This is a genomic window from Bacillus sp. ISL-77 (assembly GCF_018613105.1).
On record NZ_JAGGQY010000051.1, the window covers coordinates 224,360 to 250,218 of the forward strand.

Here is a 25,859-nt window from a genome sequence, read left to right on the forward strand (position 1 = left end):
TTACCAGCCCTTTGTTTTTTCTTCTCGTTCCCTTAATTCAACAACGCGCTTATCTAATTCATACTTCATTCGGTTAAGCTTAGCTTGCTCTTCTTCTAGCTTTCGCTTATGGTGATCAGGAATTAAATCCAGATACTTTGTTAACATCTCAAGGGCTTTCATCTTGTCTGCCAGTTTAATCGATATGCCCTCTTTGCCATGTTTGATTTCGGTGATGATCGTACCGTCTACCTCTGGCGCATTCATCACATCAACGAAGTTATAGGTATCTACTACCTGGTCCCCTAGATCATTAAGAACAGGTTCCCCCGTTATCATATTAAATTTAGGTACTTCTTTCTTGCCGAACTGTACAAAATCAGTGATGTCGGCAAAAGCAATATCGATGTACTTTTGAAGCACTGCCATGCCGTCTAAAAATACACCTTGCTGCTGTTCAGCCTTAAGTCGATTAATCTCAGCGGCGACCTTAGTGTTTCTGAGTAGTCCACTGCCATTTACCATAGCTGTCGTATAAGCACACCCATACGCTTTCTGATATGATTTCGTTGCGTTGTAATACTTGATGTAATAAAGACAGAAAAGTTTTTGTTTATCATTCAAATCCTTGGATTCGATAACCGGCTTGAAGGTTGCATCCTTTTTAGTGGTTGCAACCTTCTTATTCTTGGTTGCATCCTTCTTAAAGGTTGCGTCCCTTGTCCAACTCTCACGGCTTTTGCGACTTTTCAATGTCCCTAATTTAATCCCGAACTTTTCTGCAATAGCCTTCAGAGTTAGATCCGTGGTTTCATACTCGTGTCTTATTAGTTCCCAATCCATAGCTACATCTGCACCTACCTCCTGCTATCAAACTCACCCCGTTCAATGGCTTCTTTCCAGTACTTTAGTTCACGGAAGGCCTCGTTGTATCCAGTAAGTCCTCCTTCAAAATCACGATCTATATAATCCTTAAGAGCCTGCATTCGACTTTCCACGGCTTTTAAGATTCCCTCTTTGTCTAGTTTTTCTACTTTTACACAAGAAGAGAACGGACAGAAAAGCTTTGTTCCGCTCCGTTCATCCGCCCAGATACAGGTCTTACACTTGTCCATGTCCATCCTCCTCGCATATAAAAAGCACCTCGCTATAAATAACGGGTGCTTTAAGAAATATACATAATTATATTTATTTCACACTATCATAATAACACAGAAAGAGTCGCAAATGGGTGCAGATTTGTCGCAGTTTTTTATTTGAAGTCAATCGCCGCAACCCCGAAAAATATTATGGGTAAATCCTCAACAGCCTTGTCGATGTATCGATAAACAGTAGTCCGATCGATATTCTCTGTCTTTGCTATTTCTTTGATTGTAAACCTTTTCGTTGTTAGATATTTTTTTTCCAACACTCGAAAGTATTTCATCTCCTCCTCGTTACAAGATTGTCTATAGGCGTTCATTTTCCCTTGAATAAACAATACCATCGCTATGGACTTTTCCCTGCTTCTCTTAATGGATTCGATGGATTCAACGCTAATCGTGCTTACGTCTAAATCCTGAATAGACGTTGAGTCAATCTCGGTTAATTCAGCCTTAAGTGTTTCACAATGTAAAACTAATCCTCTGTAGTTTTGCAATAAGAGTTTGATATTGTGCAAACGATGGTCCTGTTTATCCTTTTTCTGCTTTTGTTTTTCCTTCTCCAGGTATTCGTATACCGCTTGGGCTGCGGCTTTAGATATAATCTCCAATTGCTCCTCGCTCAACTTCACGCTGGATCCCCCTCTTTCTGGACTCGTTCAATTCTTGCTTTTAATGCGAACATCAACTGATCTTGCGTGCTTGTCTTATTCTCCAAAGCGGCTGCTACGTCCTCATCTACTCCACCAGCAACCGTTAGGTGATGAATAATCACTTTCTCTGTTTGTCCTTGTCGGTGTAAACGTTTATTGGCTTGCTGATATAACTCCAAGGACCAGTTAAGCCCGAACCAGATGACGTGATTTCCTCCATGCTGAAGGTTTAAGCCGTAGGCTGCAGAAGCAGGATGCGCTAGAAGAATATCAATCTGTTTATTGTTCCAATCCACTTGATCCTGGTCGGTTTCTAGTCCTCTAATCCGTAAATTCGTTTTACTCAATACTTTTATGATTCTCTCTTTATCGTGTTTGAAATTATAAAACACCAAGGCAGGCTTTCCGTTTAATCCTTCTAGTAATTCCATGAATGCCTCAATCTTGCAATCATGTATGTTCACAATCTCTCGGTTCTCATCGTACACAGCTCCATTACATAACTGCAGTAACTTATTGGTTAAGACCGCTGCGGATCCTGCATCGATGGTGGACTCATCTACCTGCAACAGCATTTCTGTTTCTAGTCGGTCATAGGCTTTTTGGGCTTTGCTGTCTAACACAACGGGAATGGTGTTATACGTAATATCCGGAAGCTCCAAATAATCCTCGGCTTTCATGCTGACACAGATATCACCGATTAAGCTTTGAATTATTTCCTCTCCGCCGGCTTTAGGGGCATAGGAGAAAACGCGATCACGGTTCCGTTGGTCAGGTTCAAAATATCTTTCCCGGAAGCCTCCGATGGTTTTGCCTAATCGTTCTCCGCTATCTAGCAAGTACACCTGCGCCCACAGATCCAATAACCCATTTGGTGCGGGCGTTCCGGTTAATCCGACAATTCGCTTAATATGCGGCCGCACCCAGGATAATGCTTTGAATCGTTTCGCCTGGTGATTTTTAAAACTACTAAACTCGTCCACTATGACCATATCGAACGGCCATGAATTTCTATAATGCTCGACCAACCAAGGAATATTCTCTCTGTTGATGACATATATATCTGCAGGGGTGTTTAAAGCTCGTACTCGTTTCGTTGCGGATCCAAGGACGGTAGAAATTCGCAACAGCTGCAGGTGATCCCACTTTTCGGTTTCCCTTGCCCATGTGCTTTCTGCTACTTTCTTCGGTGCAATCACTAAGACTTTGTTTACAGCAAATTGATTATATTTTAAATCCATAATGGCAGTTAAGGTGATAACGGTTTTTCCTAATCCCATGTCGAGTAGGAGTCCAAGTGCTGGAGTCGTAAGTAACCGGTTAATACAGTACCTTTGATAGTTGTGCGGGATAAATTTTGTCAATTTGTATCACCTCGAACTGTGTGGATGAATATGTCTACGCCTTCCTTGCTATCAATCTCCAAAACTGGAAATCCTAAGTTCGAAATTTTTCGCTGCTGTGCAATTTGCAAGGGTCTTGATTTCTTACCTGGTGCCTTCAGTTCTACAAAATAAGCTTTTCCTCCTGGGAGAAGGACTAACCTGTCCGGCACACCTGAATTCCCTGGCGATTCAAATTTATAGGCGATTCCTTTGATTTTTTTAACCTGATCTCGTAGATAAGACTCGATTTGTTTTTCTCGCATTTTCAAACCTCCGATAACGTCGTTGGCAGACACTTCGTAAAAATCCCTATATTATATATAAATAGGCGTGTTAGGCGTATACCTATATCCCTATTTATTTATTTCTATTACTTTTATATATTTAAGTGTCAAAGTGTCAACAATATATAATAAATATAGATATACCAACGTTTTTCCTGTTGACACTTCTGTTGACACTCACGTTGACACTTAAAAATCTGTCAACATGGATTGTTGACACTTGAAAATCTGTCAACATGGATTGTCAACAGTGTCACAGACTTGCTTTCCGTACAAAACCACGCTGAAAACTGTATGGTCCAAACCTTCCCCGGTATGAATCCCAACCAGGTACAGACCCCAAAATACTGTTAATTTCCCGTGTATCCGCTTGTTTGATAAACTTAATATCATTGTGAAAACACTCTGTCCATATTTCAGCTGCACAAATGCGATCCCTTCTAACTGTCTCTGTTTCTACCTTCCCGAACTCGCCCGACCAATATAAACGTCGTTCACTGATATCCCTTTTCTCCCATTCCACCGGTATAGGTCGACTAATAAATTCACGGATAATACCTTCCTTTACATTGCTCTCCCGATGGTTTTCCTGATGTTCTATTGACTTTTCCAATGCCTCTCCTGTTAGATACAAGGGTTCCCCTAATTGCCAGTATGCAAAAGCTTCAGCCAATATTTGCGGTGCTTCACTTTCTAATTGCTCAAAAACGCTTTTTGCTGGCTGATTTATGCCAACATCAATTGGCCAAAAACGTCGGTTTCCAGTCCGATCTTTCAGGAATTCACTTTCATTTGTGGTTCCAAAAAATACGCATCGGCGCGGAAACGCCTTTGTACGACGTCCAAACGGCTCTCGGTAGATATCCTCTCTGCGACTTAAAAATTGCTTAATGGCATTGGTCTCAGACTTTGTCATACCTGTTAATTCCCCGACTTCATTCAACCATACGCCTTGAATCATTTCACTGGCTTCTTTTCCTTCAAATGTCTGCAAGGAATCACTGTACCAGCGTTGACCAAGAATACTTAAAAACGTACTTTTCCCTAAACCTTGTGGACCCGCAATGATCGGCATATAGTCATACTTACAGCCAGGATCCATCGCTCTTGCAATCATGGCAACAATCGATTTACGCGTAGCAGCACGGATATAAGTTGAATCCACTGCCCCTAAGTAATCAATTATCGCCGTATCCAATCGCCTTATTCCGTCCCATCTTAGCCCTTTTAAGTACTCACAAACGTCATTAATCGTATGCCTGTGCGCACATAAAGCTACTGCGTCCAGAATCTTTTCTTTCCCGGTAATGCCGTATGTTCGTTCAAGGTAATGTCTTAATCCTGCATCATCGATATCCGTCCATTGCCTGCGATCAGCACAAGGACTCCACGGAAGCGCTCCGAGAACAAGCCCTCTATTACCAAATTCATCGAACGTAAGCCGTCCTTTTAGCATCGGATCATTGTCCAAAATGACTAAAATGTTATCGGTAGTTTTAGATGGTGCACCTGTGTTTAAGTTAATTTGGAGCTTACGCATCCAATTTAGGTCATTCTCTGTAGCCGGTACTCCTGGATCTACAGGACTACCAAAATCCTCAACCGCTTTTTCATATCGTTCCTGGTTTAATACGGCGGCAACTCCTGCATCGTTTAGTGCAAATCCACTCATTAACGTGAAGGAAGGTAATTTGTTTACGGGTGTATCCGGCTTAGCTTCATCGTCATGCTCCCCGTACTTATGCAACCGAACCAGGTCAAACGCATTGACTAATCGACCGCTACACGGATCCGTTGCATGGTGGGAATACAGAAACAGCCCATCGTCATAAATGACTGCTCCGCCAACCGTGGAACCTCCTATGAAGGTGTATCTTCCGCTGCCGTCATCAGTTGCCGTATAGATACCGGGTAAAAAGGTATCAATCGCTGAATGAATATCGTACTGGCGGCAGAAGGCACCAACGACCCCGCGCTTTTCGGTTGGGTTTCCCTGCTTAGCTGCTAAACGGACATGCGTTTGACCAGCACCAGGTACTTCTGGCCACTCTTGAATATTCCGCCAATCCCCGTACGTTGCTAGGAGTCCGTCCGTATCTAAGAATGGTTTGTCCCCAAATCGGAAAACATATTGACTATCGACACAGCAACTAGGCCAGTACATCAATCGAGACGCTTCGAACGTGGTAGGATCCGCCAAGGACATTCCAATAATCGAAGCTAACTTCCGTGCAAGCGGCTCATATTCATCCGCTGTTGCTGTTCGACTGAGAGGAGCAAGCACACGTAACCGCGGCTTGCTTTCCTCGTGTTTTCGGGTACTGTAAACCGCATAAGAACAACCCAGCCCCTCGAGTCGGCGAAGTACATCTGCCGTACCACCCGCTGGGATATTGTCCAGGTCAAGGGTTATGATATCTCTGCCTGTGACATTGGAAGCTTTTCTTCGATTACCAGCCAGTGTACCGGCTACAAAGCCACCTACATCCTTAAGCTCGTCTTGTTGAGATTTTGGTAGTTTGAGATATTCATTAAGAGTTTCCGTGCCCCGTACCGCTGTCCGTAACCGCTCCACCATGTCTGACCAAAATAAGGTTTGAGCTGGCCACTGGGTAGCCTTACGACTACCGGCTGCACTTATTACTATTTGTCTGTCGTATTGCATACTCGTGATATTCATACTCATTTGATCACCTTAATTTACGTCATCGTAAGAATTTTAATCTCTTCCTCCGCTTGCTCTGTTCGAACAAAACGGTAAATTTCAATTACTATGTGCTTTTCGTGAGGTGTTAAATTCCGTTGCCATCTTTGTTCTAGCCAATAGATAGCCTCGTTGTAAAACAGCTGACTGTACTGAAGCGGCTCCATTAAAGCGCCTCCTTTTGGTTAACCACTTGGACATTTTTACTTAAATCAATTAAACTACTCATTTTAAATTCTCTCCTTATTTGTCACGACTCCCATCATAACTCCATAAATTAACCTTGAAGGCAGCATCTCAGATACAGAAATGAGGTGACATCTTTGGAAATTGCCCTTTCTATCACTTGCCACATTTTTTCTAGCGTCATTGCCTTTTTAATTATTGAGGTAATAATTAAAAGGCTTCTTAAGTAACATAGGGCGTTGCTTGAGCGTTTGTTAACCAATTGAAAGTTATTGGTTAACAAGGACAGTAATACAAATTAATTAAACAAAGTGTTTTATCTATTACTAATTAAGTTGATACATATTTTCTTCGAACTACGCACAAAAATATTGAATTTTTTTAAAACCAAAGAAAGATAATAATTAAAATTAAATAAATGAAGGAGATGATTTTTTAAATGACTTACCACAATAATATTAAAAGCATTCTAGGTGTTGATGTACGTGCACGATATATTAATGAAGATGGTGGTAATTATTATGACCCCTTCAAAAATCCTATAATTCATAAACAAATAAATGGTCGAGAAATTGTTCCGCTAGATCTGGAAAGATTATGGGGAAATAAATCTTCTTAATATTCACGCCTTTATAGAATAAAATTTATAAACTAGAAAATAATAAAATCGACGCTGTAAAGCATCATTTTTTTAACTCCCAATCCTTATAGTAAATGTTGCAAAACACACAAATTGACTCCCCTTCGTTTGTGTGTTTTTGCCTTTAGCCTCCGTATGTCGCAATTTGGGTCAATTGCACATTTTACAATTATTGGAATAAATAAGATATTATTAGTAAAACATTAAATTAAGAGCAAGGGATTAAGCACATTTAGACATGCCAATTCCTTGCCATATCATTTCTTTGCCTCAGGCTTCCTCCTTGCCTGAGGGTTTTTATTTGTCAATATCGCCTTAATCTTTCTGTCCGATTTGACTTAAACAACTAAAAGCTATGATGAGCCATAAAGTCGTCCAATATGGATGAGCATAAATAACCTCCATCTTAAAACCCTCCAATTCGTTCTTTGCAACTAATTCGACCAAACTTCGACAAATTAATCTAATTGATACGCATACTTACAATTGGTACAATCGAATCCGGACTCTGGGACAAAATTGTTATCAAATACCTGATGCAGATCACATTCATTCCAGTTCTTTGTGCAGCCATTGCACTTAACACACATGATTTCCTCGCACCATTTGTAAAATTGCTCTCTTGGCACGGCTGCATTGACGAAACGATCCGCTATATCCCTGTGTACTTGTTTAAGGGTGTAATCGTCTACCAGCTTAAAATCAAACTTCATGACTTTTTTATCGATGAGGCTTTGTTCTTTTGGGCTCAAACGATCATAAACCGATGTTAAAAACTTTTTTAAATACGTTTCTGCCGTTTTGAGACTTTTGTGTTCCGCTTTGGTCATGTTGCTTCTTTTCGTCCATTCATCCAGCATCGTACCTATTTTTGGACCGTCTTTTCCTTCGTTTCGTTTTCCCTGCATCAACTGAAGGATGGACTGCATCACCATAAATTGATTCTTTTCTGTGGCATTCAGATAATCTCTCATGTTACGTCCTTCCCTTAAGTAATAGTGCCTTAGCCATTCCTGGTCTTACCCCGTTTTGGTCCATTCCGATAATGCGGCTTTTTATTCTTAGCAGCCTCTTCTTTTAGTTTTTTTATCACTCTCCCGAGGTGCTTAATCGTTTTATCCTTATTGATATTTGCCCGCCTAAGCTGCTTATTTTGCATCGTTACATTGCTAAGTTTTTCCGTGAGAGCCTGGTAATCGATATCATCCATAAGCACCGCTCCTATAGTTCGATTGTTTACTCTATTTGAACACCAGTTAGGTAAATTAGACTAATCTTTAAAAAGTAAGGCTTCGATCTTTAGTTCTAGATTGCCGAGCGCGGCATTAATGCTTTCTCGCTCACACGATTCCGCATTTGCGAGCTGCAGGCTTAAGTTGCGATGATAGCTTAAAAGAAAGGATAAGCGTTCTTGTTCGGACATTCTTTAATCCTCCTTTTCTACGATGTTTTGGATTCTAAGAAATAAAGTTTCATATTTTAGCAGTTCATTAAAACGATCCTCATTTACTTCGTAGGTGAGGAATGCATGTCCAGCAAGGCAAACCCTCCGTCTGACTCTAGCTTTTTTCCGTTGACGGACATCATACACTTTTGTGCTTTTATCGCAGATATGGCAGTTCATTACTCGTCATCCAGGTCCATGTAACTGGCTTTTTTAGGCCCTGGACGACTTTGCTCCACCATTTTAATTAGGACTTTGCAATATCTGACTAAATCATCGGCATCGTTGGTGCTTACATATCCTTGTGTGTCATATTGCATTTGGATGGCTTCAAGATTCTCTTTAATTTCCTGTAACTCCGGAATTGGCTTTTGACGTTTTGGCCATTTTTCGGGAATTAGCTTCCGTTCTTTGCTTATAATTTGTTGGATGTATCCTTCGCTAACCCCAAATTTGAAGGCGATTACTGCAATCTTTTCTCCCGCCATAAAAAACTCATGCAATTTATCCATATCAACAGAACTATCGTTTTCACGCATCAGTAATGAACCTCCTGGCGTTTGTGATTGATTTCGTTCTTGACCAGATACGCCCCTTCAATTTCTTCTGGCGTGAAACCAAGCATTTCGCCAAGGCCAATGTAGGCTGAAACAACATCGTTGTACTTATGATGAAATCCAACAGCAAGGAGAGAAATCACGTTATATAAACCGATGAATTGATCCTCTAAATTTTCACGTTTACATGCGGATATCTCAACTTCTTTAATCTGCAGCTCAAGACCAATGGAGAGGATAAAATGCCATCCGTCCACGTACTCTTCCAATGTAGGATTGTAGTATTTTTTATCCTCTTCCATCATCGTTGGTACCCTTACCGCCTGTGTTCTTGGGCGTCGATTCGTACTCCAAAACTTGAAGAATCGCACCTCATTGGCCAGTTCTCCCAATTCCACAAGTAAGGCTAAAACTTTATAAGAGAGACGGCTCTCGCCTTCTTCTCGCGGGTGTTCGTTTTCAATATGGTTGTCCAATTCTTTCTGCAGTAGGAACAATTTTGCTAAATCCACTGAGTATCAGCTCCTTATCCGATTTCTTTTCTTTCTTCTTACTAGGCACTCCGTTCCTGAAGGTGTACCCCATCCGCTCCATTTTCCCGCGGACTCCTATGGCACTTTTGTTCATCCTTGACGCGATGTCCTCGAGGCAATGTCCTTTATCAAAAAGGGTTTCAATCATTTTCACTTCTTCTGGTGTATACTTAATATGATTATTCAAACGAATAGGTCGAGCTTTTAGCCCTAAATCTAGTATTCTACGTTTTACCGCGCCCTCGCTGCGGTTCACACGTTGTGCGATTTCTGGATAGGTATGTTTATATGCGTTAAGCATACCTTTTAAAATATTGTCCTCTTCTGTTGTCCAAGCTTGATTATGGCTTTTCTTAATTTTGGTCCGTTTGATAAAATCGGCATTCCGTTTTCCTTCTACCCAATCAGGTTCAGCGCCTAAGATATTCTTTTCGATTCGGGAAAAATCAATCATTTGCTTATTCTTTTCCGCCCATTTCCACCAGTCGTGGTAGCGGACAACTTGAACTTTCATTTCATATGCGAACACTTTTCGTTTGATAGGAAAGTCATACAGATTCACCCAGTTTTTATACACACTGTAGGAAATATTGGTTGCTAGAGCGAGTTGATGTAAAGTAATCCCTTCGAAGGATAAGCTCGCGTCTCCAAGTGATAAATCAAAGGCCTTCTGTTTCACTGCGTCAACGGAACGATTAAGCTTTTGGGCAATGGTTTTAAAACTGATCTGGCCCCAACGATCTTGGAGGAAATCCAAGTCATCTTTCGTCCAGCTGTTCCTTTTTTCCCTCTTCCTTTCCCAAACTCCTAATGCATGAGCCTTACTCTCAATGGAGGCAACTGTTCTCCCTAACCTTTTTGCCAGGGCTTTTTTACCATCTGTTTTGTAGTGTTCTTTAAGAAGGTTTTCTTCCTCATCTGTCCACGCTTTTCCCACGGGGCACCCTCCATCCTAAAACCATTTATTTTGATCGTTCTCGATAGATTTCTTTCGGAATGTAGCTAGAGCTAATTCATGTCTAAGCTCTTCGTCTTTCATGTCATAGACACTAATTCCTTCCTTATTTTCAGTGAATCCTATTACGAGTAAGTCTTGGATGTAACTCTGCCGCATAACCTCTTTACACGCCCGATACAGAATCCCCAAGTTCTTCTCTCCTTTTCTTTTCTAACTCGATTAATTTTTGTGCATAAAATCCAGATTTCTCTAAATCCTGAATACCGCCTTTATCTCGGTAGCGAAGTAAGTACTTCAGCATGTTCCCGCGGTGAAACCCTATTTGCTGTTCAAGTGGGAAATATAATTCCATGATGGCGATCACATCTATGCCGCCCTTATGGTAATGACTAGGTTTATTGATTAGGTCTTCTAACACAGGAAGTGTTTCCATTGATCCTTTATCCATTTACCACAACTCCCTTCTTTTTTAAAAATAACCGCTTAAAATTTCGTTTTTCTTTCGTAAGTAACCCTATTTCCGATGAAGTCATGGGGGCACGGGTTGCCGCTATTTGAGGATCCCAACCCTCTTTCATTCGCCTGTAAAAAGTCCGTTCAGGGATACCATTTTGCTCTGCCATCCTCTTATACTTAGTTGGATACTTTCGACTGCGATCACTGGCATATTTGGCGATGGCTGCTCTATCTTGCAGGGGTTGATTAGCCGCGCGTTCTGGTTCCCAGCCTAATCGATTGATTCTATATCGCAATGTGCTATAGCAAATGCCGTTTCTTTCAGCAATTTCCACCCATTCTTTTAGGCTTTTCTTTTCATGCGGGGGCGTTTGAATAGCTTTTTCCTTTTCCCATGCCAGTGTCCTTATTCTCAGATCCAGTAGTTGACGGCTTACCCCATTTTCTTTTGCTATCTCATATTCATCAGGTGTGATATAAAAGTCATAAACGTTCACTCTCTCACCCTCTTAATCTATTAGTTTCCAGCCCTTCAGTAATCGGCTATTAATCTCGCCAAAACTAAGAGGTTCGTATAAGTGCACCGGCTGACCGTCCTCAAGTCTGAATAACAGGACCCATTTACGATGGCGTTTTCTTTTCTTAGGCATCTCTCTGGATCTCCGCAACAGGAATGTGTTTAAAGCCTTCAAAGTAGTGGGAGATGTCCACAAGTTCCAACGTGGCTTTTGATGATCCGTGCCTCCAGTATTCGAGCTTTAGACTATCCTCCGCAATCACTAATTTTGTTTGAAATCCTTTTAGTTTTTTCATAAAAGATTCATAGAGTTTATAGTTGACCATGATTCCAGCAACCTTAACTGGCAGTGTTTTTGAGGGCGTATACATAAATTGAAAAAGCGCATTCTTCCTCAACATCTCCTGAAGACCACTCTTGTTTTGGTATCTTTTTTCAATTGCAGAAGATGATGTTGTTCGAATCACTTTTGCTTCCTTCATTTCGTCCTTAAGGAGATCAATATCGAATTTAATAAATTCCAACATATTAACACCTCTTTGCTTGGTAATTTGGTCGTATTATCCATTTTCATATTCACACTCTTCGCATAACCCTCCTTGGGTTAAATTCTCACAACCGACTTTTTTACCACATTTTTCACAATCATCACGGTGCCACATTTCAGTTTCCATTTTCATCAGCCTAATCTTTCTTGTAATATGCTGCTTCGAATCCGTCCGCATTTAACGGTAAGCCAGGTGCCCAGGCGAGAGGCTGCTTCATGATTTCTAATACTTCCTCAAGCGAACTTACTCCGATTGGAGCATCAAGCACCACTTCATCATGGATGTGCATAACCGTCTGATGTCCGGCATTTTCTAAGCGAGTTAAGGTTTCAGCTAAACAGTCACGGGCAATAGCTTGTACAGCATTCTCCGTTAATTTCCCTCCGTAAGTCGGAACCTTTTCCCACTTTTTAGTGGTTTGATTTATTCCGTAATAATAGAGCGCTTCTTTCCCAAATTCGTTCTCGGATAGAAACGGTCTGGCATAAAACAGTTTTCGTCCACTCGGAAGGGTAACCGTTAGAAAATCCAACCCGTTTTGAATATCACTCTCTCGAGCCATTATTAATCCTCTGACACCTGCTGGCTGACCTGTTCGCATAACGGATAGTGCGGCATATTCTAAGCTGTACCATAAATCTTGTATTCTTTTATTGGCTGTCCGCCAACGTCTCACGATATCGGGTAATTCTTCCTCCGTTAACCCCATGTTGAGTGCGCCCATACTGATCAGCGCACCTGATCCACCTTGATAACCTAGAGCAAGCTCGGCCACTTTCCCTTTTTGCCGTAGGTCATATTCGGGATTCCCTTTTTTGATTAATTCGATTGATACTCCGAACATTTGGGACGCTGATGCTTCATATATTTTTCCGTGTGTATTGAATACGTCCAGTCTCCACTGTTCACCAGCTAACCAGGCAATCACACGGGCTTCTATTGCGCTGAAATCGGCTACGCGAAGAATACGTCCTTTACTCGGAATAAACGCCGTACGGATTAATTGTGAAAGAGTATCAGGAACATTACCGTAAACATATTGGAGCGCTTTATTCTTTTTCTCTTGAACAAGTTGTCGGGCAAGATCAAGAGTTTCCAAGTAATTTCTCGGAAGATTCTGAACTTGCACCAATCTGCCCGCCCATCTTCCTGTCCTGTTTGCTCCATAGAACTGCAGGAGTCCTCTCACCCTGCCATCGGCGCAAACAGCTTCTTTCATAGCCTGGTATTTTTTTACGCTTGTTTTGGATAGTTCCTGTCTAATCTCGAGTACTCTTTTTACTTCCCCTTCGGTTTCTTTAACGAGATTAGAGACAGTTTCTTTTTGTAAGTTCTCAACTTCTATGCCCTTATCGGCTAACCATTTTGTTATTTGCTGAGCACTGTTTGGATTACTTAGTTTAGTTATGTTGGCTGCTTCTATCGTCAGGACTGCCGTTGTAAGATCGGATATGTGAAGGGCGCCATCGATTAACTGGTGATCGACAGCGACACCATAGACATTGATCCGTTGGTCCATCTCCCAAAGTCTTTGCTCCTGTTCAGGTACTGGGAAGTGAATAAGCTTTCGATCAATTTCTTTTTCCACTTCAACGTCTTGGATACAGTAATCTTTGAATAATTGCCACTTATCAGGTTCATGATGTGGGAGAGTTCGGGTACGACCGCCATTTTTAGTTGTTGGCTTAGTAGGTGTGCAGAATAGCTTAATTAAAGAGCTTCCAACGCTCATTTTCCGTTTATCTTGAGGCAAACCAAGTGCTACTGCCGTTGCCCCTAATCCCGCAGTATAGCCGCAATAGAGCCCGTGAAACATGGTACATCGCCACATATTTAGCCAAGTGACAGGAGACCAACCAAGAAACTTACTTAGGCAATACCATTCAAAGGCGGCATTATAAGCTTTTTTAATTACTTGGAGACTACCTAAAGCCTGCATTACATCTGAAGGTATCTGTTCACCTTGTGCTAAATCGATGATTTGTGTTGGACCATCATTGATGGAATAAGCAAAGAGTAGAATTTGAAAGTCCGGAGACTCTACGTATCTGTAGAGCCCCGCCTTCCTGATATCTACGGATGAAAAAGTTTCGATATCAATGTTTAAGGTTCTGATCATATCCCGTACACGCCGCCAGTGATCGGTGCGCCGGTAATCGGATCAAATTGCTGAGCCGGTTGTTGAGGCTGTCCATAGCCAGGTTGAGGTTGCATATTACCCGGCATTACAATTTGAGGCTGTTGTTGATATTGAGGCGGTGATTGTTGGTATTGCGGTTGGCCATACGGGTTTTGCTGGTATGGATTAGGTTGTTGACCGTACACAGGTTGCTGAGGAGCTCCACCAAAATCAGATGAAGCATCTGGAGCAGATGAACCTAAAGGTTCTCCATCTCGCGTTTTTTGAACGTTTTTACTGATATAACATCCAATACCTTTCTTCCCAGCATTTGAATAAGGCCCAAAATTTACTGCAATTTTTCCGTACATTCCGCTGTATACCTCCGTAGGGTTAATGATTGGATTCAAGTTGGCATCCACGATTACAGGTGGTTGGTCTACTTTAGTTGACGCACTAAATACCCAGTGACCTTTGCACTCCTCGCCAAACGGCATTCCATCAGATGGTTTCACTCCATCGCCATCATGCACAGGAATAGCTACCATCGGCGGGATAACTCCATTCCATGATTTTGATTTACCGACTTGCTTAGCCGCTTCAATGGCTGCATCGATGCGTTGCTTGGTAGCTACATCTGATTTTGGAAGAAGAATGGTTACACTGTACTTTTCTTCGCCTCCTTGCATGCTTGCACGAGGTTTTAATAGATTCACATAGCTGAAACGTACTTCTCCAGTTACAACACGAGTAGGATTTGTTTGGTTTGTCATTTTTTCATTTCCCCTTATATCTTAATTTTGTATTTTTTAATAAATTGATTAGTAGTTACATATACAGGAATGGCTTTCCCGTTTAATAAGTTGACTCTTGCAGAACGAAAAGTGTATGGTCTATTTGCATATTGGATTGTCCCAGATTGATAGTCTCTTTCCTGACGTATTTCCCTTAACCGCCGATATCGCTTTTTTCGATCTCTTTTCACCCAAAATCAGCCGCTGCATCGGGCGCTAAGACAACCGCTTTTCGCTTATCCCCAATTGGTGCCAAGGTAGGCTTGCCAGTTGATTTCTTCACGTGCCCAGGCTCTTCTAGTAAACTCTTAAATTCTTTCTTAACTAGTACTTTCTCAATCTTAGAAACTGTTAAAGGCACACGCTCAAAAAGAATCGCTTCATCAATACCGTTTTCTTTCAAGTGAGCAAATGCAACATCTTGGTCCACATACGAACGAGATCCGCGACCTTCAACAGCTTTCCAGCCAGGAATTTCTTTTCCTTTTAACACCTCAGCAAGCGCATACTCTTTTAAAGCTTTTACCCATGCCTCGATATTCTCAGCTCGTGCTAGGATTTCCCCTACTTCTTCATTACTAATCAGAGGAGGTTTCATCATTTTGAAATCCTCGAGAGCCGAATACTGCTCTGCACGAGCACGACATTTGGCCTTTGCACGGCAGAATTTGCAATGTTCGCCTGGAACAAACTCACCTTCCCCATTGAATGCTTTTTGAGCAATGGGCTTAATCTCTTCTCCCCAAGCTAACAGCTCGTCCAATGTTAAGGAGTACTCTGAAATACTGTTTAACCTTGGTTGGATAATAGCCAGGTGAATCGATTTAATCGGATACAAAAAGCTGTACGCAAGATACGCACCGAGCGCATATAACTTCATTTGCGGATTGTCTTCAGCGCTTACGGGTATGCCTTTACCATATTTAAAATCGGTAACATATAGGGTGTCTCCGCCGATCATAAGACAGTCCACGGTACCAAATCCCTCGGGTGCATATGAGGTATAATTAATCTTTTTTTCTACCGCAACATAAGGGCTAGTAGACAGAGCAATCGAAATTTTCTGTAAGTACTCAAGATAGGTATCAGTGTGTTTTAGCATTTCTTCCTGAAATAACTCATGCTTTTTCATTTTGTTTAAGCGAGTGTTGAAGGTTCTAGCGCTCATCGGTTCGACAAAATGCTTTCGTAACTTCAACTCTGCGATCTCATGTGCTAGGGTGCCTTCCTCAGCGAAAGTTGAGGTCGATTCTGGAAACTGTTCTTCGAGCCGTACACTAGGTGTGCATGATAACCATCGATGCGATGCGCTGGCAGAAAGAACGGCATGGGCACGTTCAGCATGTGCAATCTCTGCCATTAAATATTTGCCCCATTCCTCGAAGCTGAGTGGCAAATGCTCCGTACTGCTCTTTAGGTAGAGCCATAAGCGACGGAACGCCGAAAGAAGCAAGAAGTGACAATAACTCAGGCTGGCGACCAGCATCCATCAATTGAGTGGCGGCAACCGCTAACTGATCCATCGAGTAACTCGGCGCAGATGTTGGCACAGCCTGTGGTTGTTGCACGGGTGGTTGTTGCACTGCCGGAGCTTGTTGAACCGGAACCACGTTTGGTACTGGTTGCTGTTGTTGGAACGGGACCACGTTTGCTTGCTGAGGTGCTGGTTGAGTTACTGGAGCCGTCTGCTGAGTGGATTCCTGGACAGTAGCCGTTTTTGCAATCTCACCTCCGTTTAATGCGATACCTTGAATTGACTTACCCGATAATGCTGCCGCTAGTGATTCAATCGCCTTAGCGATTTCAGGCGCCTGGATATTAATTGAAATTTGCATGAATGATTCCTCCTAGAATTTGATATAATGAATTAGGTTAATATTTTTTTCTGGACTCATGTTGACGCATGGGTCTTATTCTTGTTTAATAAACGCTATCGCGTTCTGGATGTAAGCACGTGCTGTTTCTTGTGACGTAGAATACGTAAGTAAAAGCGCTCTTAGTTCTTTCAAAACCTGTGCTTTCTCTTCTTCATAACTTTGACAATCACCGATTTGAATGACAGTTGCCAACCTCATCTCTCCCACCTCCTCTCATTGTTTTCACCTTCCTTCGGAAGCAAGTCCAACATCCAAAACAGGAAGTATAATGAAAACAAGCCTACGATAAAGATCATTCCAGATGCGATGTATCCCATATGCCTCACCTCTTTCAAATATTCCAAGTTTTTATCTCCAAAAACTGCATGATGGCTAAAAAGGAAAGCCTAGTTAGGCTTTTTTCAATTTGAAATGGAAATAATCAGGATTAAAATTATTCTCTTTAAGCTGCTCCAGTGCTTTGAAAAGTGTCGTATTGGTGTAATGAATCTCCGTCCAGACGATCTTGCCAGTGGACTTCTCAATCACTTCAATTTTCATAACTTTCACCGTCCATCCTGTTCTGCCCAGAAGTTTTCAATTTCGAGCTGCTCTCTAACTTGTTTTGATAAAGGCGGCATTATGTGACTTTTAATGAATGCTGGAAGATAACAACCTTTAACATGGACATTGAGTGCATCGCGATAGGTATTTGCTTCTTTGTATGAAGGACAATCTATCAATTTCTTGTATTCTCCAGATTTCCATTCCTTGACCAGTTCTTCATAAGATAGTTCGAAATAAACCATTAAACCATCAATTGCATGATCCACAAAAGCACCTCCTAAAACTCTAATAAGAAATTACTTTTATCCTTTTCGAAACCTTTTGGATCGAGCTCTGTCACAATAGCAAACCATTCTACTTTGCCCATCGAACCGAGAGTACGTCGAAATTCGCATTCAATGGTTGCTCTGAAATTGTGCTTCTTATTCACTACTGCCCAAAGGTTTGGAAGCAGTTCCGTTTTTTCGGTACCAGGTTCGCCGGAAAGAAAGGACTGAACGAATTATTGATACTTTTCTTTAACCACTTCGTAGGGTATTTCTTTCTCCACTTCAAACCCTCCTCAAGAGCTCCTTTTCTTTCTTCCGTTTTTCTAACTCCTTAGGCAGCAGATCCTTTATGGCGATATCGATGAGGATTTTAGATTGTTGCTCATTCAACCTGATTACCAAGTTGCTTCCTCCTTCCAGGGTTAAAAGTTAATATTTGAATTACCATTCCCTTTAGGTAACACTTCATCAAAAATAAATAGCTGTTCAAAATCAGCTCCGGCACACGCCTTTAAAATTTTGGCAATAAATTCATTTCCTGGATTACGAAGTCCTCTAAACACTCTGTAAACTTGTTCGTAAGAAACGCCCATTTCCTCCGCAAGAGCCCTTTCATCCCAACCTTTAAACTTCATATATTCTTTAACTTTCTCAACATTCAATGTTAGTTTCACTGCGACACCTCCTACTTGTTACCTCTCGGTAATAATATAGCATTATCGTTACCAGTAGGCAATAGATAAATCAAAAAAAATTACAACAACTTTTCGATTATGTAATATTTACCGTTTTTACCTACGGGTAATACTTTTAACAACAAACCATTTACCTGCAGGTAATATTGTATTTAAATATATGTAGATACTATTTTCCGATTGAGGTGAAATAAGTGAATTCGGAAGAAACAACCGAAATTGGAGCTTATATAAAGAAGATACGAGAATCAAAAAATTTAGGCGTAAACCAATTAGCCCAATATGCTGGGGTAAGTGCTGCTCAAATTTCTAGGATAGAGAATGGGAAAAGAGAAAATCCCAAGCCTGAAACACTTGCAAAATTAGCGAAAGCATTAAAAGTTGATTATGACGAATTAATGAGTAAAGCTGGCTATATTGGTGCAGGTAAAAAAAAGAAAAACGAAGAAATCAACACCGCCTTCCATGATTTTGACAATTTAACTGATGAAGAAAAAGAACATTTAGAAATCCAACTTGAAATTTTCCGGGAACTGAAAAAGAGGAAAATGACTAAAGAACGCAACGAAGATAAATAAAAAGACACCAAGACTTATATTTTTTTGGCTAGGTGTCTTTTTATTTTGGAAAAACATAAGGACTTTTTTCACACGAACATGGGATTACATAATGATAATGTAAAAATTAATTAGGGGCGAAGGAGAACACAAAAAGTGAATCTTATTGAAACGTTAGACACATTAAACAAAGTTGTTAATGACAACAAAGATTTAATTAAAAATGAGGAATCAACGAAACAGTTTTTAATCTTACCTCTCCTCAGGGGACTTGGATACGATATATATAGCCCTCAAGAAGTAACACCAGAATTCACAGCGGATTTCCATAAAAAGAATGAAAAAGTTGACTATGCTATTTCTATAAATGGTGCACCCAAAATTTTTGTTGAAGCTAAATCTGTAAACAATAAAATTACAAAAAGCGCTCCACAACTTAGTAGATATTTTAGTACTTTTCCTAGCGTTCGACTAGGTATCTTAACAAACGGAGTAGAGTATCATTTTTTTACAGATCTAAATGACGCAAATATAATGGATCCCAAGCCGTTTTTTGTTTTTAATATTACAAACTATACTGATGAAGATTTTAACAATTTGATTAAGTTTTCTAAAAACCTTTACGACTATGAAAGCATAAAAATTATGGCCGAATCACTTATTTACTCTCAATCTTTTAAGTCAGTAATTAAGGAGATTTTCGATACTCCTAATGACGATTTCATTAGATTTGTCATAAAAGAACGTTTTAAATTTAAAGTTACGCAGCAATTTATTAATACTGCTCGGCCTCTAATCCAAAAAAGTATCCACGAAGCTTTATCTGAATTAATTAGTGAAAAATTTGAGAATGTTATGCAAAACCAATTGGTACAAGAATCAGCAGCAACTGACATTGCTACACAAGAGGAAAAACGGGTGTATTATTCTCCAGAAGAAATTGAATCGTTAGGTTCCTATGAAGACTTTGAGGGAATTAGGATAGTCCTTCCTAATTCTGATTCATATAAAAAATTAATGAAACTATCAACTGATGTATATTCAGTTGACAAAGGCAATCCAATAAGTGATTTTTTTGTGTCCTCTATACTAATGCAAGGTAGTTCTATTGTTGGATATTTGATCGGACAATATTATAATAAACAAGAAGACACTACACTTTACACAGTAAAATCGAATGAAATTGCTAAATTCTTATCAGAGAATCCAATCGTTGAACAAACCGGTTTTATTAATGCAAAGTTGGGGTACAGAACGAACAAAAATACCAATGAGAAAACATACTATTTGAGAAGTTGCATAACAAATCTTTCTTTTAAAGATATTCCAAATTTAGTTTCAAAAGTTGATAACGTTGATGAATTTTTTAAAAGTATTCAGTGAATAAATTAATAAATATGATTTCAGTAATTCTATTTTTAAATGTCCATAATATGGACATTTTCTTTTTATTGTAAAATCGAACATATATTCGTATAATAACAATATAATTGATTAGTTTTGGAGGAATGTACAGTGCTAAGTGGATATACTCTCACTGAAACCGAACGGAAAATAGAAAAAATGTTCATGGAGAGAAATATAATAACTCCTTCTGATTTAGCTATTCGAAATGTAGCAAATCTCTTTCAAATAGAATTAGACTTTTCAAATAATGGTCCGCAACGGGCGATTTGGGAAGATGATTTTTCCGTAATTTTTTTGGATCCTGACGAAACTGAAGAAAATCAAAGAAAGATCTTCTTTCATGAACTAGGTCATCCCATCTTACATTGTGGGGACCAAACCAAGAATATGAGTAAAAAATTTAGGGAGCTGCAGGAAGCTCAGGCAAATCGATTTCAACTTTATGCTGCTATCCCCTTCTTCATGCTTAAGGAGCTTGAACTCCCGCCCTTCGAGTATCAGATTATTAAGTTGATACAAATGGTATTTAAAGTTCCGGAATCATTAGCAAAAAAGAGAGTGGAACAAATCAAACGACGGATTCTTCAATCTAAAATAGATGTTCGTTTACCTAATCTACCTATCCCACCTACAAAGATTGCTGAGGAAAAGGAGCAATATGAAATGGAAACTTATCCTTTGTTAGAAGATTTATTCTCATCAAATGAAATCAAGCAATATTTCTCCACTAAAGTAAAAAGAAAAAACAAGGTCTATTTTGATGTTGATGAAGGTCACCCTATTCCTCGTTGGTATTGTATTGAGGTGAATCGTGGTGAAGTGAACTGGGGCAAGAAAATGCATCTTTTTCCTATTGACGATGAATTTGAGTTTTTACCCATGTCGGAATTCCAAAATAGTGACTCAGATGCACATGTAATGGAATTGTTTCTTCATCCCTCCTATCCAAATGATTTTGCCATCAATTTAAAGGCCATAAAGAAACAACTAAATTTTTTTAATGTTGATCCTTATAACATTAATCGAATGGTCATCGATGCGAATTATTTAGAGCATTTACTTGAATTGAATATATTCGGAAATCGTTTAATGCAAGTAGTTAATAACGAGGTAACCAATAATTAACACGTACTGACCTTTTATTTTAGTTTTATAATGGTTGATGGAGGTGAGACAACATGAAAGCAGCATTATACCCCAGGGTTTCAACTGAGGAACAGTCAAAAGAAGGATATTCTCTTGCTGCGCAATTAGACAAAATGAGAGCCTTCTGCTTTTCTCAAGGCTGGACAATTTACAAGGAATATGTTGAGGAAGGCAGATCAGCCAAGGACATGGAGCGCCCCCAGCTGCAGTCGTTATTATCAGATATTCCTCATTTCGATGTGGTATTGGTTTACAAATTAGACCGTCTATCCAGAAATGTTTCGGATATCAATATTCTTCTAAACACTTTCGAAAAAAATAAGGTTGCCTTTAAAAGCGTCACAGAGCCCTATGACACGACAACAGCCCAAGGCAAACTGTTAATCAATATCTTTGCTTCTCTTGCCCAATTTGAACGAGAGCAGCTGGCAGAGAGAACTTATATGGGGATGGCTAGAAAGCATGAGGAAGGTTCCCGTAATGGAGGCCGTGCTCCTTTTGGTTATTATCTGGACGATCAAGGTAAGTTGGCTATTGATGAAGTAGAGGCGAAGTGGGTACGATGGATGTTCGAAGCATTTCATACCAAGGGTAAGAAGATGATCACTGAGGAACTAAATAAGAACGGGATACGAACCAGAACAGGCGCTCACTGGAATCATAGTGCTGTAGACTATGTCGTGACCAATCCTGTCTATTATGGAGCTCTAAGGTGGAATTACCGTACGAAGCAAGGCAACCGTACCTATGAGGAAGTGATTGTGGAAGGTAATCACCCTGCTATTATCACCAAAGAAGTTTACGAAGAGATTAAGAAAACACGGAAAGATCGCAAGAATACAGGTTGGAAATCGAGGACCGTTTACCCCTTTTCCTCCGTTTTAAGATGCGCCCGCTGCGGACATTCCATGTCAGGTGGAAAAAGGAATCGAGCTGACGGAACCGTGCACCGGTTTTATAAATGCTCTGGCCGCTTTGAATATAAAATTTGTGATATGCCTGTAATTGCTGAGGATACCATTGAACAAGAATTTATTAAATCTCTTGAATATCTACCAGTTGAAACCGAAGCTCCTGATCAGCAAGAAGTTGATACAAAAGAAATCAAGAAAGAACTAAAACGGATTGAAGTACGGAAAGCGCGCTGGAAAGAGTTATATGTGGATGGGGATCTAACGAAAAAGGATTACAAAGAAAAAATGGATGCCGAAATAGAAAAAGAGAACGAATTAACTCGCTCTCTCGAAATTAACCAAGAAACTCCAACCTCTGAAGTTATTAATAATATCATCGAAAATATTAAAACCAAATGGCAGGATATCTCGTTAGAGAATCGAAAACGAATATTGACTACCATTTTTGATACGGTCCAAATCGAATGTCTAAAATCTCACTCAGGTGGTTCAGGTGAACGCCCAGTAATTGAAATCAAAGAAACCACTTTTAAATAGCCTTAACACAGGCTTTTTAATTAACTTCAATCGGTTGAGTTATGACCGTCACGCGACCCCGAAGGAATATACAATTCTTAAATTAATGATAGTATAATCTATTGTAACAGTAAAGGGAAACGCACTAAAAAGTATTTTCATTCTAAAATTATTTGATCATTATTTCACATAAAATCCATAAGCTAAGGTGATTGCTTCTTCCCTTAGCTTGCTTCCATTGAAAGAATTAGTTTACTCTTTATAAGTCTTTACCGGTAAATAAATATCAAAGTGAAGCTCCCCAGAAGCATACAGATGTTTATTCTCTTCTTTATATACTTCAATGCTTAATGCGTTGTGATCCTGTTCATAGCCATATTCTTTCATCCAAGCATATATTTGTTGATATGTAATTTCGACTTCCTCTTGCTTTCCTTTATGGGTAGAAAAAACATAATTTTTACTCGGAATCGTAAATCCAACCATACCATCGGGAATTTCGTCAATTTTTTCTACGGGCGTTGTTACATAATAGGTGAACTCTGTTTCCCGGCTATGAAAAGGTGCAATCAATACAGGTTCTTTCGTTTGATAGGATACTTCTTCTAGTCGATTAACCATTTCTTGAAAAAGACGTGGAAGTGTACTGATTTGTGAGTAAGTTCCATTCCATGAAATCCCAACAACTTTCATTTCTTCTTTTTCTATTACCTGGATACTCATGCTAATCCCCCTTTTGAATCATCATATTAATATAATTCTAATCATTGCCCTTAAATTCCTGCAAAAATAGTTCGATTAATCATTAAAAAATTGACTAGATCTCAGCTCTTGTTACCATGAAAAAAGACCGTTCATCTTAATGAACGGCCTTTACTAGTTTCATAGTCACTTTACCTCTTGAGGAATAGCTAGATTTAACCCTTTGGCTACTTTCTCACCATATTCTGGGTCTGCTTTGTAGAAATGTTGAATTTGACGAAGCTTTATGTCATCCCTCTCAACTGGCTTCATTGCGCCTACCACTGTTTCAATTAAGCGGGCACGCTCGTCTGCTGACATTAAGCGATATAAATCACCGGCTTGTGTGTAGTGGTCATTTTGATCATAGGCTACTTGTTCAGCAAGTCCAGTAACCTGGAAGGCAGTTTGTTTATGTTCAGGTTCCTCCTTTGGTCCTCCAAAACTGTTTGGCTCATAGTAAACCGAACCACCACCATTATGATCGGAACGCATCGCCCCATCACGTTGATAGTTATTTACTTCTACCTTTGGACGATTAATTGGGAGCAAATTATGATTCGGTCCTACACGATAGCGGTGGGCATCCGAATAAGCAAATAGTCGGCCTTGAAGCATTTTATCCGGCGAAGCCTCAACACCAGGGACCATTGTTCCAGGAGAGAATGTGGCCTGCTCGACCTCTGCAAAATAGTTTTCCGGATTACGGTTGAGCACCATACGCCCAACCTCGATTAATGGGTAGTCCTTATGTGACCATACCTTTGTGACATCAAACGGATCGAAGCGATACGTTTCAGCATCTTCAAAAGGCATGATTTGAACATGGAGTCTCCATGCTGGGAAGTCCCCCTTGTCAATTGCATGAAATAAGTCTTCCGTATGGTAATCAGGATTATCACCAGCTAACTTACCAGCAAGCTCTGGTGCCATATTCTTAACACCTTGTTCGGATTTAAAGTGATATTTGACCCAAACTGCCGCTCCATCCGCATTAACCCATTTAAAGGTATGGCTGCCATAGCCATTCATGTGTCTAAGTGTTGCTGGAAGTCCTCGGTCACCCATTAAATAGGTAACTTGGTGTAAGGATTCAGGTGACAGTGACCAGAAGTCCCAAACTGCAGTTGGATTTTTCAAATGGGTTTTAGGATCTCTTTTTTGAGTATGAATGAAATCAGGAAATTTAATCGCATCGCGAATGAAGAAGACTGGCGTATTGTTCCCTACTAAATCATAGTTTCCTTCTTCCGTATAAAACTTAACAGCAAAGCCACGCGGATCGCGAACTGTATCAGCTGAACCAAGTTCACCTGCAACAGTTGAGAAGCGAATAAACATAGGTGTACGTTTTCCAACGCTATTAAACAATTTTGCTTTTGTATATTTTGACATATCATTGGTCACTTCGAAATAGCCATGTGCTCCGGCACCTTTGGCGTGGACAACACGCTCAGGAACTCTCTCACGGTTAAAGTGTGCCAATTTCTCTAGTAAATGTACATCTTGAATCAATGTTGGTCCACGTGATCCAGCCGTCATCGAATTTTGATTATCACCGACTGGTGCTCCATTTCCTGTTGTTAAGTGTTTGTTGCCATTACCCATTTGATCACCTCGTAAACTATTTTTTAAAGCTTAAACAAATTATAATATAAATCTTATTAAAATCAATACTAAATTATAATAAATATAAATTAATATTGATTATCAACAGGATAACATGTACCCCCCACTATTACATAGGTATTAAAAATAAAGGACGTTATTCCAAAAATAAGAAATAACGTCAAAAAAATTTTTATTTGGACGAAAATAGCTTATAATGAAGTCAACACTTTATTAGGAGGATTTTTTATGAGTGATTCAAACCAAACCAATCCACAGGAAGAACCGAAGAAGAAAATTAGTCTTCAAGAAGCGATGAAACAGCAGTTGGAAAATAAGAAAAACAAAGCGGCCGGAGGAAATTCAAGCTCAAATAGCTCACAGGCAACTAAAAAGCTGCAAAGCCAGCAGACTAAAAAAGTAAGTAATTCACGGAGAAAAATGGGTGTCTAGTGGTCAAAATAGAGTAGACATTGTCCCTGGGACTTTAGTCAAAATAGTCCTAAAAGCAGATCAAAGAAGCGGGAAACTCACTGAGGGAACTGTTAAGGATATATTGACCAAGTCAAGTTTTCACCCACATGGCATTAAAGTGCGGCTGACGGATGGTCAAGTTGGCAGAGTCAAGGAAATCAATCGTTAAACCAACCCTCTACATTTATGGAGGCCACTGAAAAAGTACCT

36 protein-coding genes are annotated in these 25,859 nt (G+C 40.0%); 8 read left to right on the forward strand and 28 right to left on the reverse strand.

Annotation, left to right across the window (positions count from 1 at the left end; translation table 11 throughout):
- The 7 genes from J7E77_RS21695 to J7E77_RS21725 form a co-directional block, all read right to left on the reverse strand.
- A complete protein-coding gene (locus J7E77_RS21695; protein WP_214716941.1) occupies positions 1-822 on the reverse strand; it encodes a terminase small subunit in 822 nt (273 codons plus the stop codon).
- A 14-nt stretch (positions 823-836) separates the two neighbouring features.
- Positions 837-1,094, reverse strand: coding sequence for a hypothetical protein (locus J7E77_RS21700; RefSeq protein ID WP_214716942.1), 258 nt, complete (start codon positions 1,092-1,094; stop codon positions 837-839).
- Between the two features lie 137 nt (positions 1,095-1,231).
- The gene (locus J7E77_RS21705) at positions 1,232-1,753 is read right to left on the reverse strand and encodes a hypothetical protein (RefSeq protein ID WP_214716943.1); all 522 of its coding nucleotides are present in this window, start codon (positions 1,751-1,753) and stop codon (positions 1,232-1,234) included.
- Complete coding sequence (locus J7E77_RS21710; RefSeq protein ID WP_214716944.1) at positions 1,750-3,138, reverse strand: DEAD/DEAH box helicase; 1,389 nt, start codon at positions 3,136-3,138, stop codon at positions 1,750-1,752. The genes J7E77_RS21705 and J7E77_RS21710 overlap by 4 nt, the downstream gene beginning before the upstream one ends.
- On the reverse strand, positions 3,135-3,422 hold the full coding sequence (locus J7E77_RS21715) for a PDDEXK family nuclease (RefSeq protein ID WP_214716945.1): 288 nt from the start codon (positions 3,420-3,422) through the stop codon (positions 3,135-3,137). The genes J7E77_RS21710 and J7E77_RS21715 overlap by 4 nt, the downstream gene beginning before the upstream one ends.
- Before the next feature lie 274 nt (positions 3,423-3,696).
- Positions 3,697-6,129 carry a virulence-associated E family protein gene (locus J7E77_RS21720; protein ID WP_251028141.1) on the reverse strand — a complete coding sequence of 811 codons (2,433 nt, stop codon included), beginning with the start codon at positions 6,127-6,129 and terminating at the stop codon, positions 3,697-3,699.
- A 14-nt stretch (positions 6,130-6,143) separates the two neighbouring features.
- The gene (locus J7E77_RS21725) at positions 6,144-6,314 is read right to left on the reverse strand and encodes a hypothetical protein (RefSeq protein ID WP_214716946.1); all 171 of its coding nucleotides are present in this window, start codon (positions 6,312-6,314) and stop codon (positions 6,144-6,146) included.
- A 458-nt stretch (positions 6,315-6,772) separates the two neighbouring features.
- On the opposite strand from J7E77_RS21725, the gene J7E77_RS21730 reads away from it, so the two are divergent.
- Positions 6,773-6,952, forward strand: coding sequence for a hypothetical protein (locus tag J7E77_RS21730; protein WP_214716947.1), 180 nt, complete (start codon positions 6,773-6,775; stop codon positions 6,950-6,952).
- A 479-nt stretch (positions 6,953-7,431) separates the two neighbouring features.
- Here the strand turns inward: J7E77_RS21730 and J7E77_RS21735 are convergent, their stop codons facing one another.
- The 15 genes from J7E77_RS21735 to J7E77_RS21805 all read right to left on the reverse strand — a co-directional run bounded on the left by J7E77_RS21735 (position 7,432) and on the right by J7E77_RS21805 (position 16,467).
- Entirely contained in the window at positions 7,432-7,947 is a 516-nt protein-coding gene (locus tag J7E77_RS21735; protein WP_214716948.1) for a DUF5651 domain-containing protein, read from the reverse strand.
- A gap of 29 nt (positions 7,948-7,976) precedes the next feature.
- Positions 7,977-8,183, reverse strand: a complete 207-nt coding sequence (locus J7E77_RS21740; RefSeq protein ID WP_214716949.1) for a hypothetical protein — start codon at positions 8,181-8,183, stop codon at positions 7,977-7,979.
- A 60-nt stretch (positions 8,184-8,243) separates the two neighbouring features.
- Positions 8,244-8,396 carry a hypothetical protein gene (locus tag J7E77_RS21745; protein ID WP_214716950.1) on the reverse strand — a complete coding sequence of 51 codons (153 nt, stop codon included), beginning with the start codon at positions 8,394-8,396 and terminating at the stop codon, positions 8,244-8,246.
- Positions 8,397-8,596: 200 nt separating this feature from the next.
- Entirely contained in the window at positions 8,597-8,956 is a 360-nt protein-coding gene (locus J7E77_RS21750; RefSeq protein WP_214716951.1) for a hypothetical protein, read from the reverse strand.
- Positions 8,956-9,486, reverse strand: coding sequence for a dUTP diphosphatase (locus J7E77_RS21755; protein WP_214716952.1), 531 nt, complete (start codon positions 9,484-9,486; stop codon positions 8,956-8,958). Before J7E77_RS21755 ends, J7E77_RS21750 begins: the two co-directional genes overlap by 1 nt.
- The gene (locus J7E77_RS21760) at positions 9,434-10,444 is read right to left on the reverse strand and encodes a hypothetical protein (RefSeq protein WP_214716953.1); all 1,011 of its coding nucleotides are present in this window, start codon (positions 10,442-10,444) and stop codon (positions 9,434-9,436) included. Before J7E77_RS21760 ends, J7E77_RS21755 begins: the two co-directional genes overlap by 53 nt.
- A 15-nt stretch (positions 10,445-10,459) precedes the next feature.
- A complete protein-coding gene (locus J7E77_RS21765; protein ID WP_214716954.1) occupies positions 10,460-10,654 on the reverse strand; it encodes a hypothetical protein in 195 nt (64 codons plus the stop codon).
- Positions 10,629-10,913, reverse strand: a complete 285-nt coding sequence (locus J7E77_RS21770) for a DUF3310 domain-containing protein (protein WP_214716955.1) — start codon at positions 10,911-10,913, stop codon at positions 10,629-10,631. Before J7E77_RS21770 ends, J7E77_RS21765 begins: the two co-directional genes overlap by 26 nt.
- Positions 10,906-11,418 (reverse strand): hypothetical protein, encoded by a 513-nt coding sequence (locus tag J7E77_RS21775; protein ID WP_214716956.1) that lies wholly within the window; start codon positions 11,416-11,418, stop codon positions 10,906-10,908. The genes J7E77_RS21770 and J7E77_RS21775 overlap by 8 nt, the downstream gene beginning before the upstream one ends.
- Positions 11,419-11,430: 12 nt before the next feature.
- Complete coding sequence (locus J7E77_RS21780) at positions 11,431-11,571, reverse strand: hypothetical protein (protein ID WP_214716957.1); 141 nt, start codon at positions 11,569-11,571, stop codon at positions 11,431-11,433.
- Positions 11,564-11,965 carry a hypothetical protein gene (locus tag J7E77_RS21785; protein ID WP_214716958.1) on the reverse strand — a complete coding sequence of 134 codons (402 nt, stop codon included), beginning with the start codon at positions 11,963-11,965 and terminating at the stop codon, positions 11,564-11,566. Before J7E77_RS21785 ends, J7E77_RS21780 begins: the two co-directional genes overlap by 8 nt.
- 157 nt (positions 11,966-12,122) lie before the next feature.
- Positions 12,123-14,102 carry a DNA polymerase gene (locus J7E77_RS21790; RefSeq protein ID WP_214716980.1) on the reverse strand — a complete coding sequence of 660 codons (1,980 nt, stop codon included), beginning with the start codon at positions 14,100-14,102 and terminating at the stop codon, positions 12,123-12,125.
- Positions 14,102-14,878: a DUF2815 family protein gene (locus J7E77_RS21795; RefSeq protein ID WP_214716959.1), complete on the reverse strand. Its 777-nt coding sequence runs from the start codon at positions 14,876-14,878 to the stop codon at positions 14,102-14,104. Before J7E77_RS21795 ends, J7E77_RS21790 begins: the two co-directional genes overlap by 1 nt.
- Before the next feature lie 208 nt (positions 14,879-15,086).
- Entirely contained in the window at positions 15,087-16,259 is a 1,173-nt protein-coding gene (locus tag J7E77_RS21800) for a DUF2800 domain-containing protein (RefSeq protein WP_214716960.1), read from the reverse strand.
- A complete protein-coding gene (locus J7E77_RS21805) occupies positions 16,237-16,467 on the reverse strand; it encodes a hypothetical protein (protein ID WP_214716961.1) in 231 nt (76 codons plus the stop codon). Before J7E77_RS21805 ends, J7E77_RS21800 begins: the two co-directional genes overlap by 23 nt.
- On the opposite strand from J7E77_RS21805, the gene J7E77_RS21810 reads away from it, so the two are divergent.
- Entirely contained in the window at positions 16,455-16,610 is a 156-nt protein-coding gene (locus J7E77_RS21810) for a hypothetical protein (protein ID WP_214716962.1), read from the forward strand. The two genes, J7E77_RS21805 and J7E77_RS21810, sit on opposite strands and share 13 nt — an antisense overlap.
- A gap of 199 nt (positions 16,611-16,809) precedes the next feature.
- On the opposite strand, the gene J7E77_RS21815 is transcribed toward J7E77_RS21810, so the two are convergent.
- The 4 genes from J7E77_RS21815 to J7E77_RS21830 all read right to left on the reverse strand — a co-directional run bounded on the left by J7E77_RS21815 (position 16,810) and on the right by J7E77_RS21830 (position 18,265).
- Positions 16,810-16,974, reverse strand: coding sequence for a hypothetical protein (locus J7E77_RS21815; RefSeq protein WP_214716963.1), 165 nt, complete (start codon positions 16,972-16,974; stop codon positions 16,810-16,812).
- 192 nt (positions 16,975-17,166) lie between these two features.
- The gene (locus tag J7E77_RS21820; protein WP_214716964.1) at positions 17,167-17,325 is read right to left on the reverse strand and encodes a hypothetical protein; all 159 of its coding nucleotides are present in this window, start codon (positions 17,323-17,325) and stop codon (positions 17,167-17,169) included.
- Entirely contained in the window at positions 17,322-17,588 is a 267-nt protein-coding gene (locus J7E77_RS21825; protein WP_214716965.1) for a hypothetical protein, read from the reverse strand. Before J7E77_RS21825 ends, J7E77_RS21820 begins: the two co-directional genes overlap by 4 nt.
- Positions 17,589-18,013: 425 nt before the next feature.
- Complete coding sequence (locus J7E77_RS21830; protein ID WP_308160735.1) at positions 18,014-18,265, reverse strand: helix-turn-helix transcriptional regulator; 252 nt, start codon at positions 18,263-18,265, stop codon at positions 18,014-18,016.
- Positions 18,266-18,504: 239 nt separating this feature from the next.
- Here J7E77_RS21830 and J7E77_RS31270 point away from each other — a divergent pair, with 239 nt between their 5' ends.
- The 4 genes from J7E77_RS31270 to J7E77_RS21850 all read left to right on the forward strand — a co-directional run bounded on the left by J7E77_RS31270 (position 18,505) and on the right by J7E77_RS21850 (position 22,847).
- The gene (locus J7E77_RS31270; RefSeq protein WP_214716982.1) at positions 18,505-18,864 is read left to right on the forward strand and encodes a helix-turn-helix domain-containing protein; all 360 of its coding nucleotides are present in this window, start codon (positions 18,505-18,507) and stop codon (positions 18,862-18,864) included.
- Positions 18,865-18,999: 135 nt separating this feature from the next.
- Positions 19,000-20,226 carry a type I restriction endonuclease gene (locus J7E77_RS21840; RefSeq protein WP_214716966.1) on the forward strand — a complete coding sequence of 409 codons (1,227 nt, stop codon included), beginning with the start codon at positions 19,000-19,002 and terminating at the stop codon, positions 20,224-20,226.
- Positions 20,227-20,358: 132 nt separating this feature from the next.
- Complete coding sequence (locus J7E77_RS21845) at positions 20,359-21,375, forward strand: ImmA/IrrE family metallo-endopeptidase (protein ID WP_214716967.1); 1,017 nt, start codon at positions 20,359-20,361, stop codon at positions 21,373-21,375.
- 53 nt (positions 21,376-21,428) lie between these two features.
- Positions 21,429-22,847: a recombinase family protein gene (locus J7E77_RS21850; RefSeq protein ID WP_214716968.1), complete on the forward strand. Its 1,419-nt coding sequence runs from the start codon at positions 21,429-21,431 to the stop codon at positions 22,845-22,847.
- Between the two features lie 231 nt (positions 22,848-23,078).
- Here J7E77_RS21850 and J7E77_RS21855 read toward each other — a convergent pair whose 3' ends face one another.
- Both J7E77_RS21855 and katA read right to left on the reverse strand, forming a co-directional pair.
- Positions 23,079-23,549: a GyrI-like domain-containing protein gene (locus J7E77_RS21855; protein WP_214716969.1), complete on the reverse strand. Its 471-nt coding sequence runs from the start codon at positions 23,547-23,549 to the stop codon at positions 23,079-23,081.
- 165 nt (positions 23,550-23,714) lie between these two features.
- Positions 23,715-25,175 (reverse strand): catalase, encoded by a 1,461-nt coding sequence (gene katA / locus J7E77_RS21860; RefSeq protein ID WP_214716970.1) that lies wholly within the window; start codon positions 25,173-25,175, stop codon positions 23,715-23,717.
- A gap of 249 nt (positions 25,176-25,424) precedes the next feature.
- On the opposite strand from katA, the gene J7E77_RS21865 reads away from it, so the two are divergent.
- The gene (locus tag J7E77_RS21865; RefSeq protein WP_214716971.1) at positions 25,425-25,628 is read left to right on the forward strand and encodes a hypothetical protein; all 204 of its coding nucleotides are present in this window, start codon (positions 25,425-25,427) and stop codon (positions 25,626-25,628) included.
- Positions 25,621-25,818, forward strand: coding sequence for a YwbE family protein (locus tag J7E77_RS21870; protein WP_088086847.1), 198 nt, complete (start codon positions 25,621-25,623; stop codon positions 25,816-25,818). Before J7E77_RS21865 ends, J7E77_RS21870 begins: the two co-directional genes overlap by 8 nt.
- Positions 25,819-25,859 lie beyond the last annotated feature (41 nt).

Coding starts and splice junctions, on each gene's coding strand:
- J7E77_RS21735 (WP_214716948.1), bottom strand. CDS start 7,947: ATGAGAGATTATCTGAATGCCACAGAAAAGAATCAATTTATGGTGATG.
- J7E77_RS21800 (WP_214716960.1), bottom strand. CDS start 16,259: ATGGCAGAGATTGCACATGCTGAACGTGCCCATGCCGTTCTTTCTGCC.
- J7E77_RS21740 (WP_214716949.1), bottom strand. CDS start 8,183: ATGGATGATATCGATTACCAGGCTCTCACGGAAAAACTTAGCAATGTA.
- J7E77_RS21795 (WP_214716959.1), bottom strand. CDS start 14,878: ATGACAAACCAAACAAATCCTACTCGTGTTGTAACTGGAGAAGTACGT.
- J7E77_RS21785 (WP_214716958.1), bottom strand. CDS start 11,965: ATGTTGGAATTTATTAAATTCGATATTGATCTCCTTAAGGACGAAATG.
- J7E77_RS21780 (WP_214716957.1), bottom strand. CDS start 11,571: ATGCCTAAGAAAAGAAAACGCCATCGTAAATGGGTCCTGTTATTCAGA.
- J7E77_RS21750 (WP_214716951.1), bottom strand. CDS start 8,956: ATGCGTGAAAACGATAGTTCTGTTGATATGGATAAATTGCATGAGTTT.
- J7E77_RS21745 (WP_214716950.1), bottom strand. CDS start 8,396: ATGTCCGAACAAGAACGCTTATCCTTTCTTTTAAGCTATCATCGCAAC.
- J7E77_RS21770 (WP_214716955.1), bottom strand. CDS start 10,913: ATGGATAAAGGATCAATGGAAACACTTCCTGTGTTAGAAGACCTAATC.
- J7E77_RS21725 (WP_214716946.1), bottom strand. CDS start 6,314: ATGGAGCCGCTTCAGTACAGTCAGCTGTTTTACAACGAGGCTATCTAT.
- J7E77_RS21850 (WP_214716968.1), top strand. CDS start 21,429: ATGAAAGCAGCATTATACCCCAGGGTTTCAACTGAGGAACAGTCAAAA.
- J7E77_RS21695 (WP_214716941.1), bottom strand. CDS start 822: ATGGATTGGGAACTAATAAGACACGAGTATGAAACCACGGATCTAACT.
- J7E77_RS21815 (WP_214716963.1), bottom strand. CDS start 16,974: ATGAGGTTGGCAACTGTCATTCAAATCGGTGATTGTCAAAGTTATGAA.
- J7E77_RS21700 (WP_214716942.1), bottom strand. CDS start 1,094: ATGGACAAGTGTAAGACCTGTATCTGGGCGGATGAACGGAGCGGAACA.
- katA (WP_214716970.1), bottom strand. CDS start 25,175: ATGGGTAATGGCAACAAACACTTAACAACAGGAAATGGAGCACCAGTC.
- J7E77_RS21715 (WP_214716945.1), bottom strand. CDS start 3,422: ATGCGAGAAAAACAAATCGAGTCTTATCTACGAGATCAGGTTAAAAAA.
- J7E77_RS21730 (WP_214716947.1), top strand. CDS start 6,773: ATGACTTACCACAATAATATTAAAAGCATTCTAGGTGTTGATGTACGT.
- J7E77_RS21865 (WP_214716971.1), top strand. CDS start 25,425: ATGAGTGATTCAAACCAAACCAATCCACAGGAAGAACCGAAGAAGAAA.
- J7E77_RS21855 (WP_214716969.1), bottom strand. CDS start 23,549: ATGAGTATCCAGGTAATAGAAAAAGAAGAAATGAAAGTTGTTGGGATT.
- J7E77_RS21720 (WP_251028141.1), bottom strand. CDS start 6,129: ATGAGTATGAATATCACGAGTATGCAATACGACAGACAAATAGTAATA.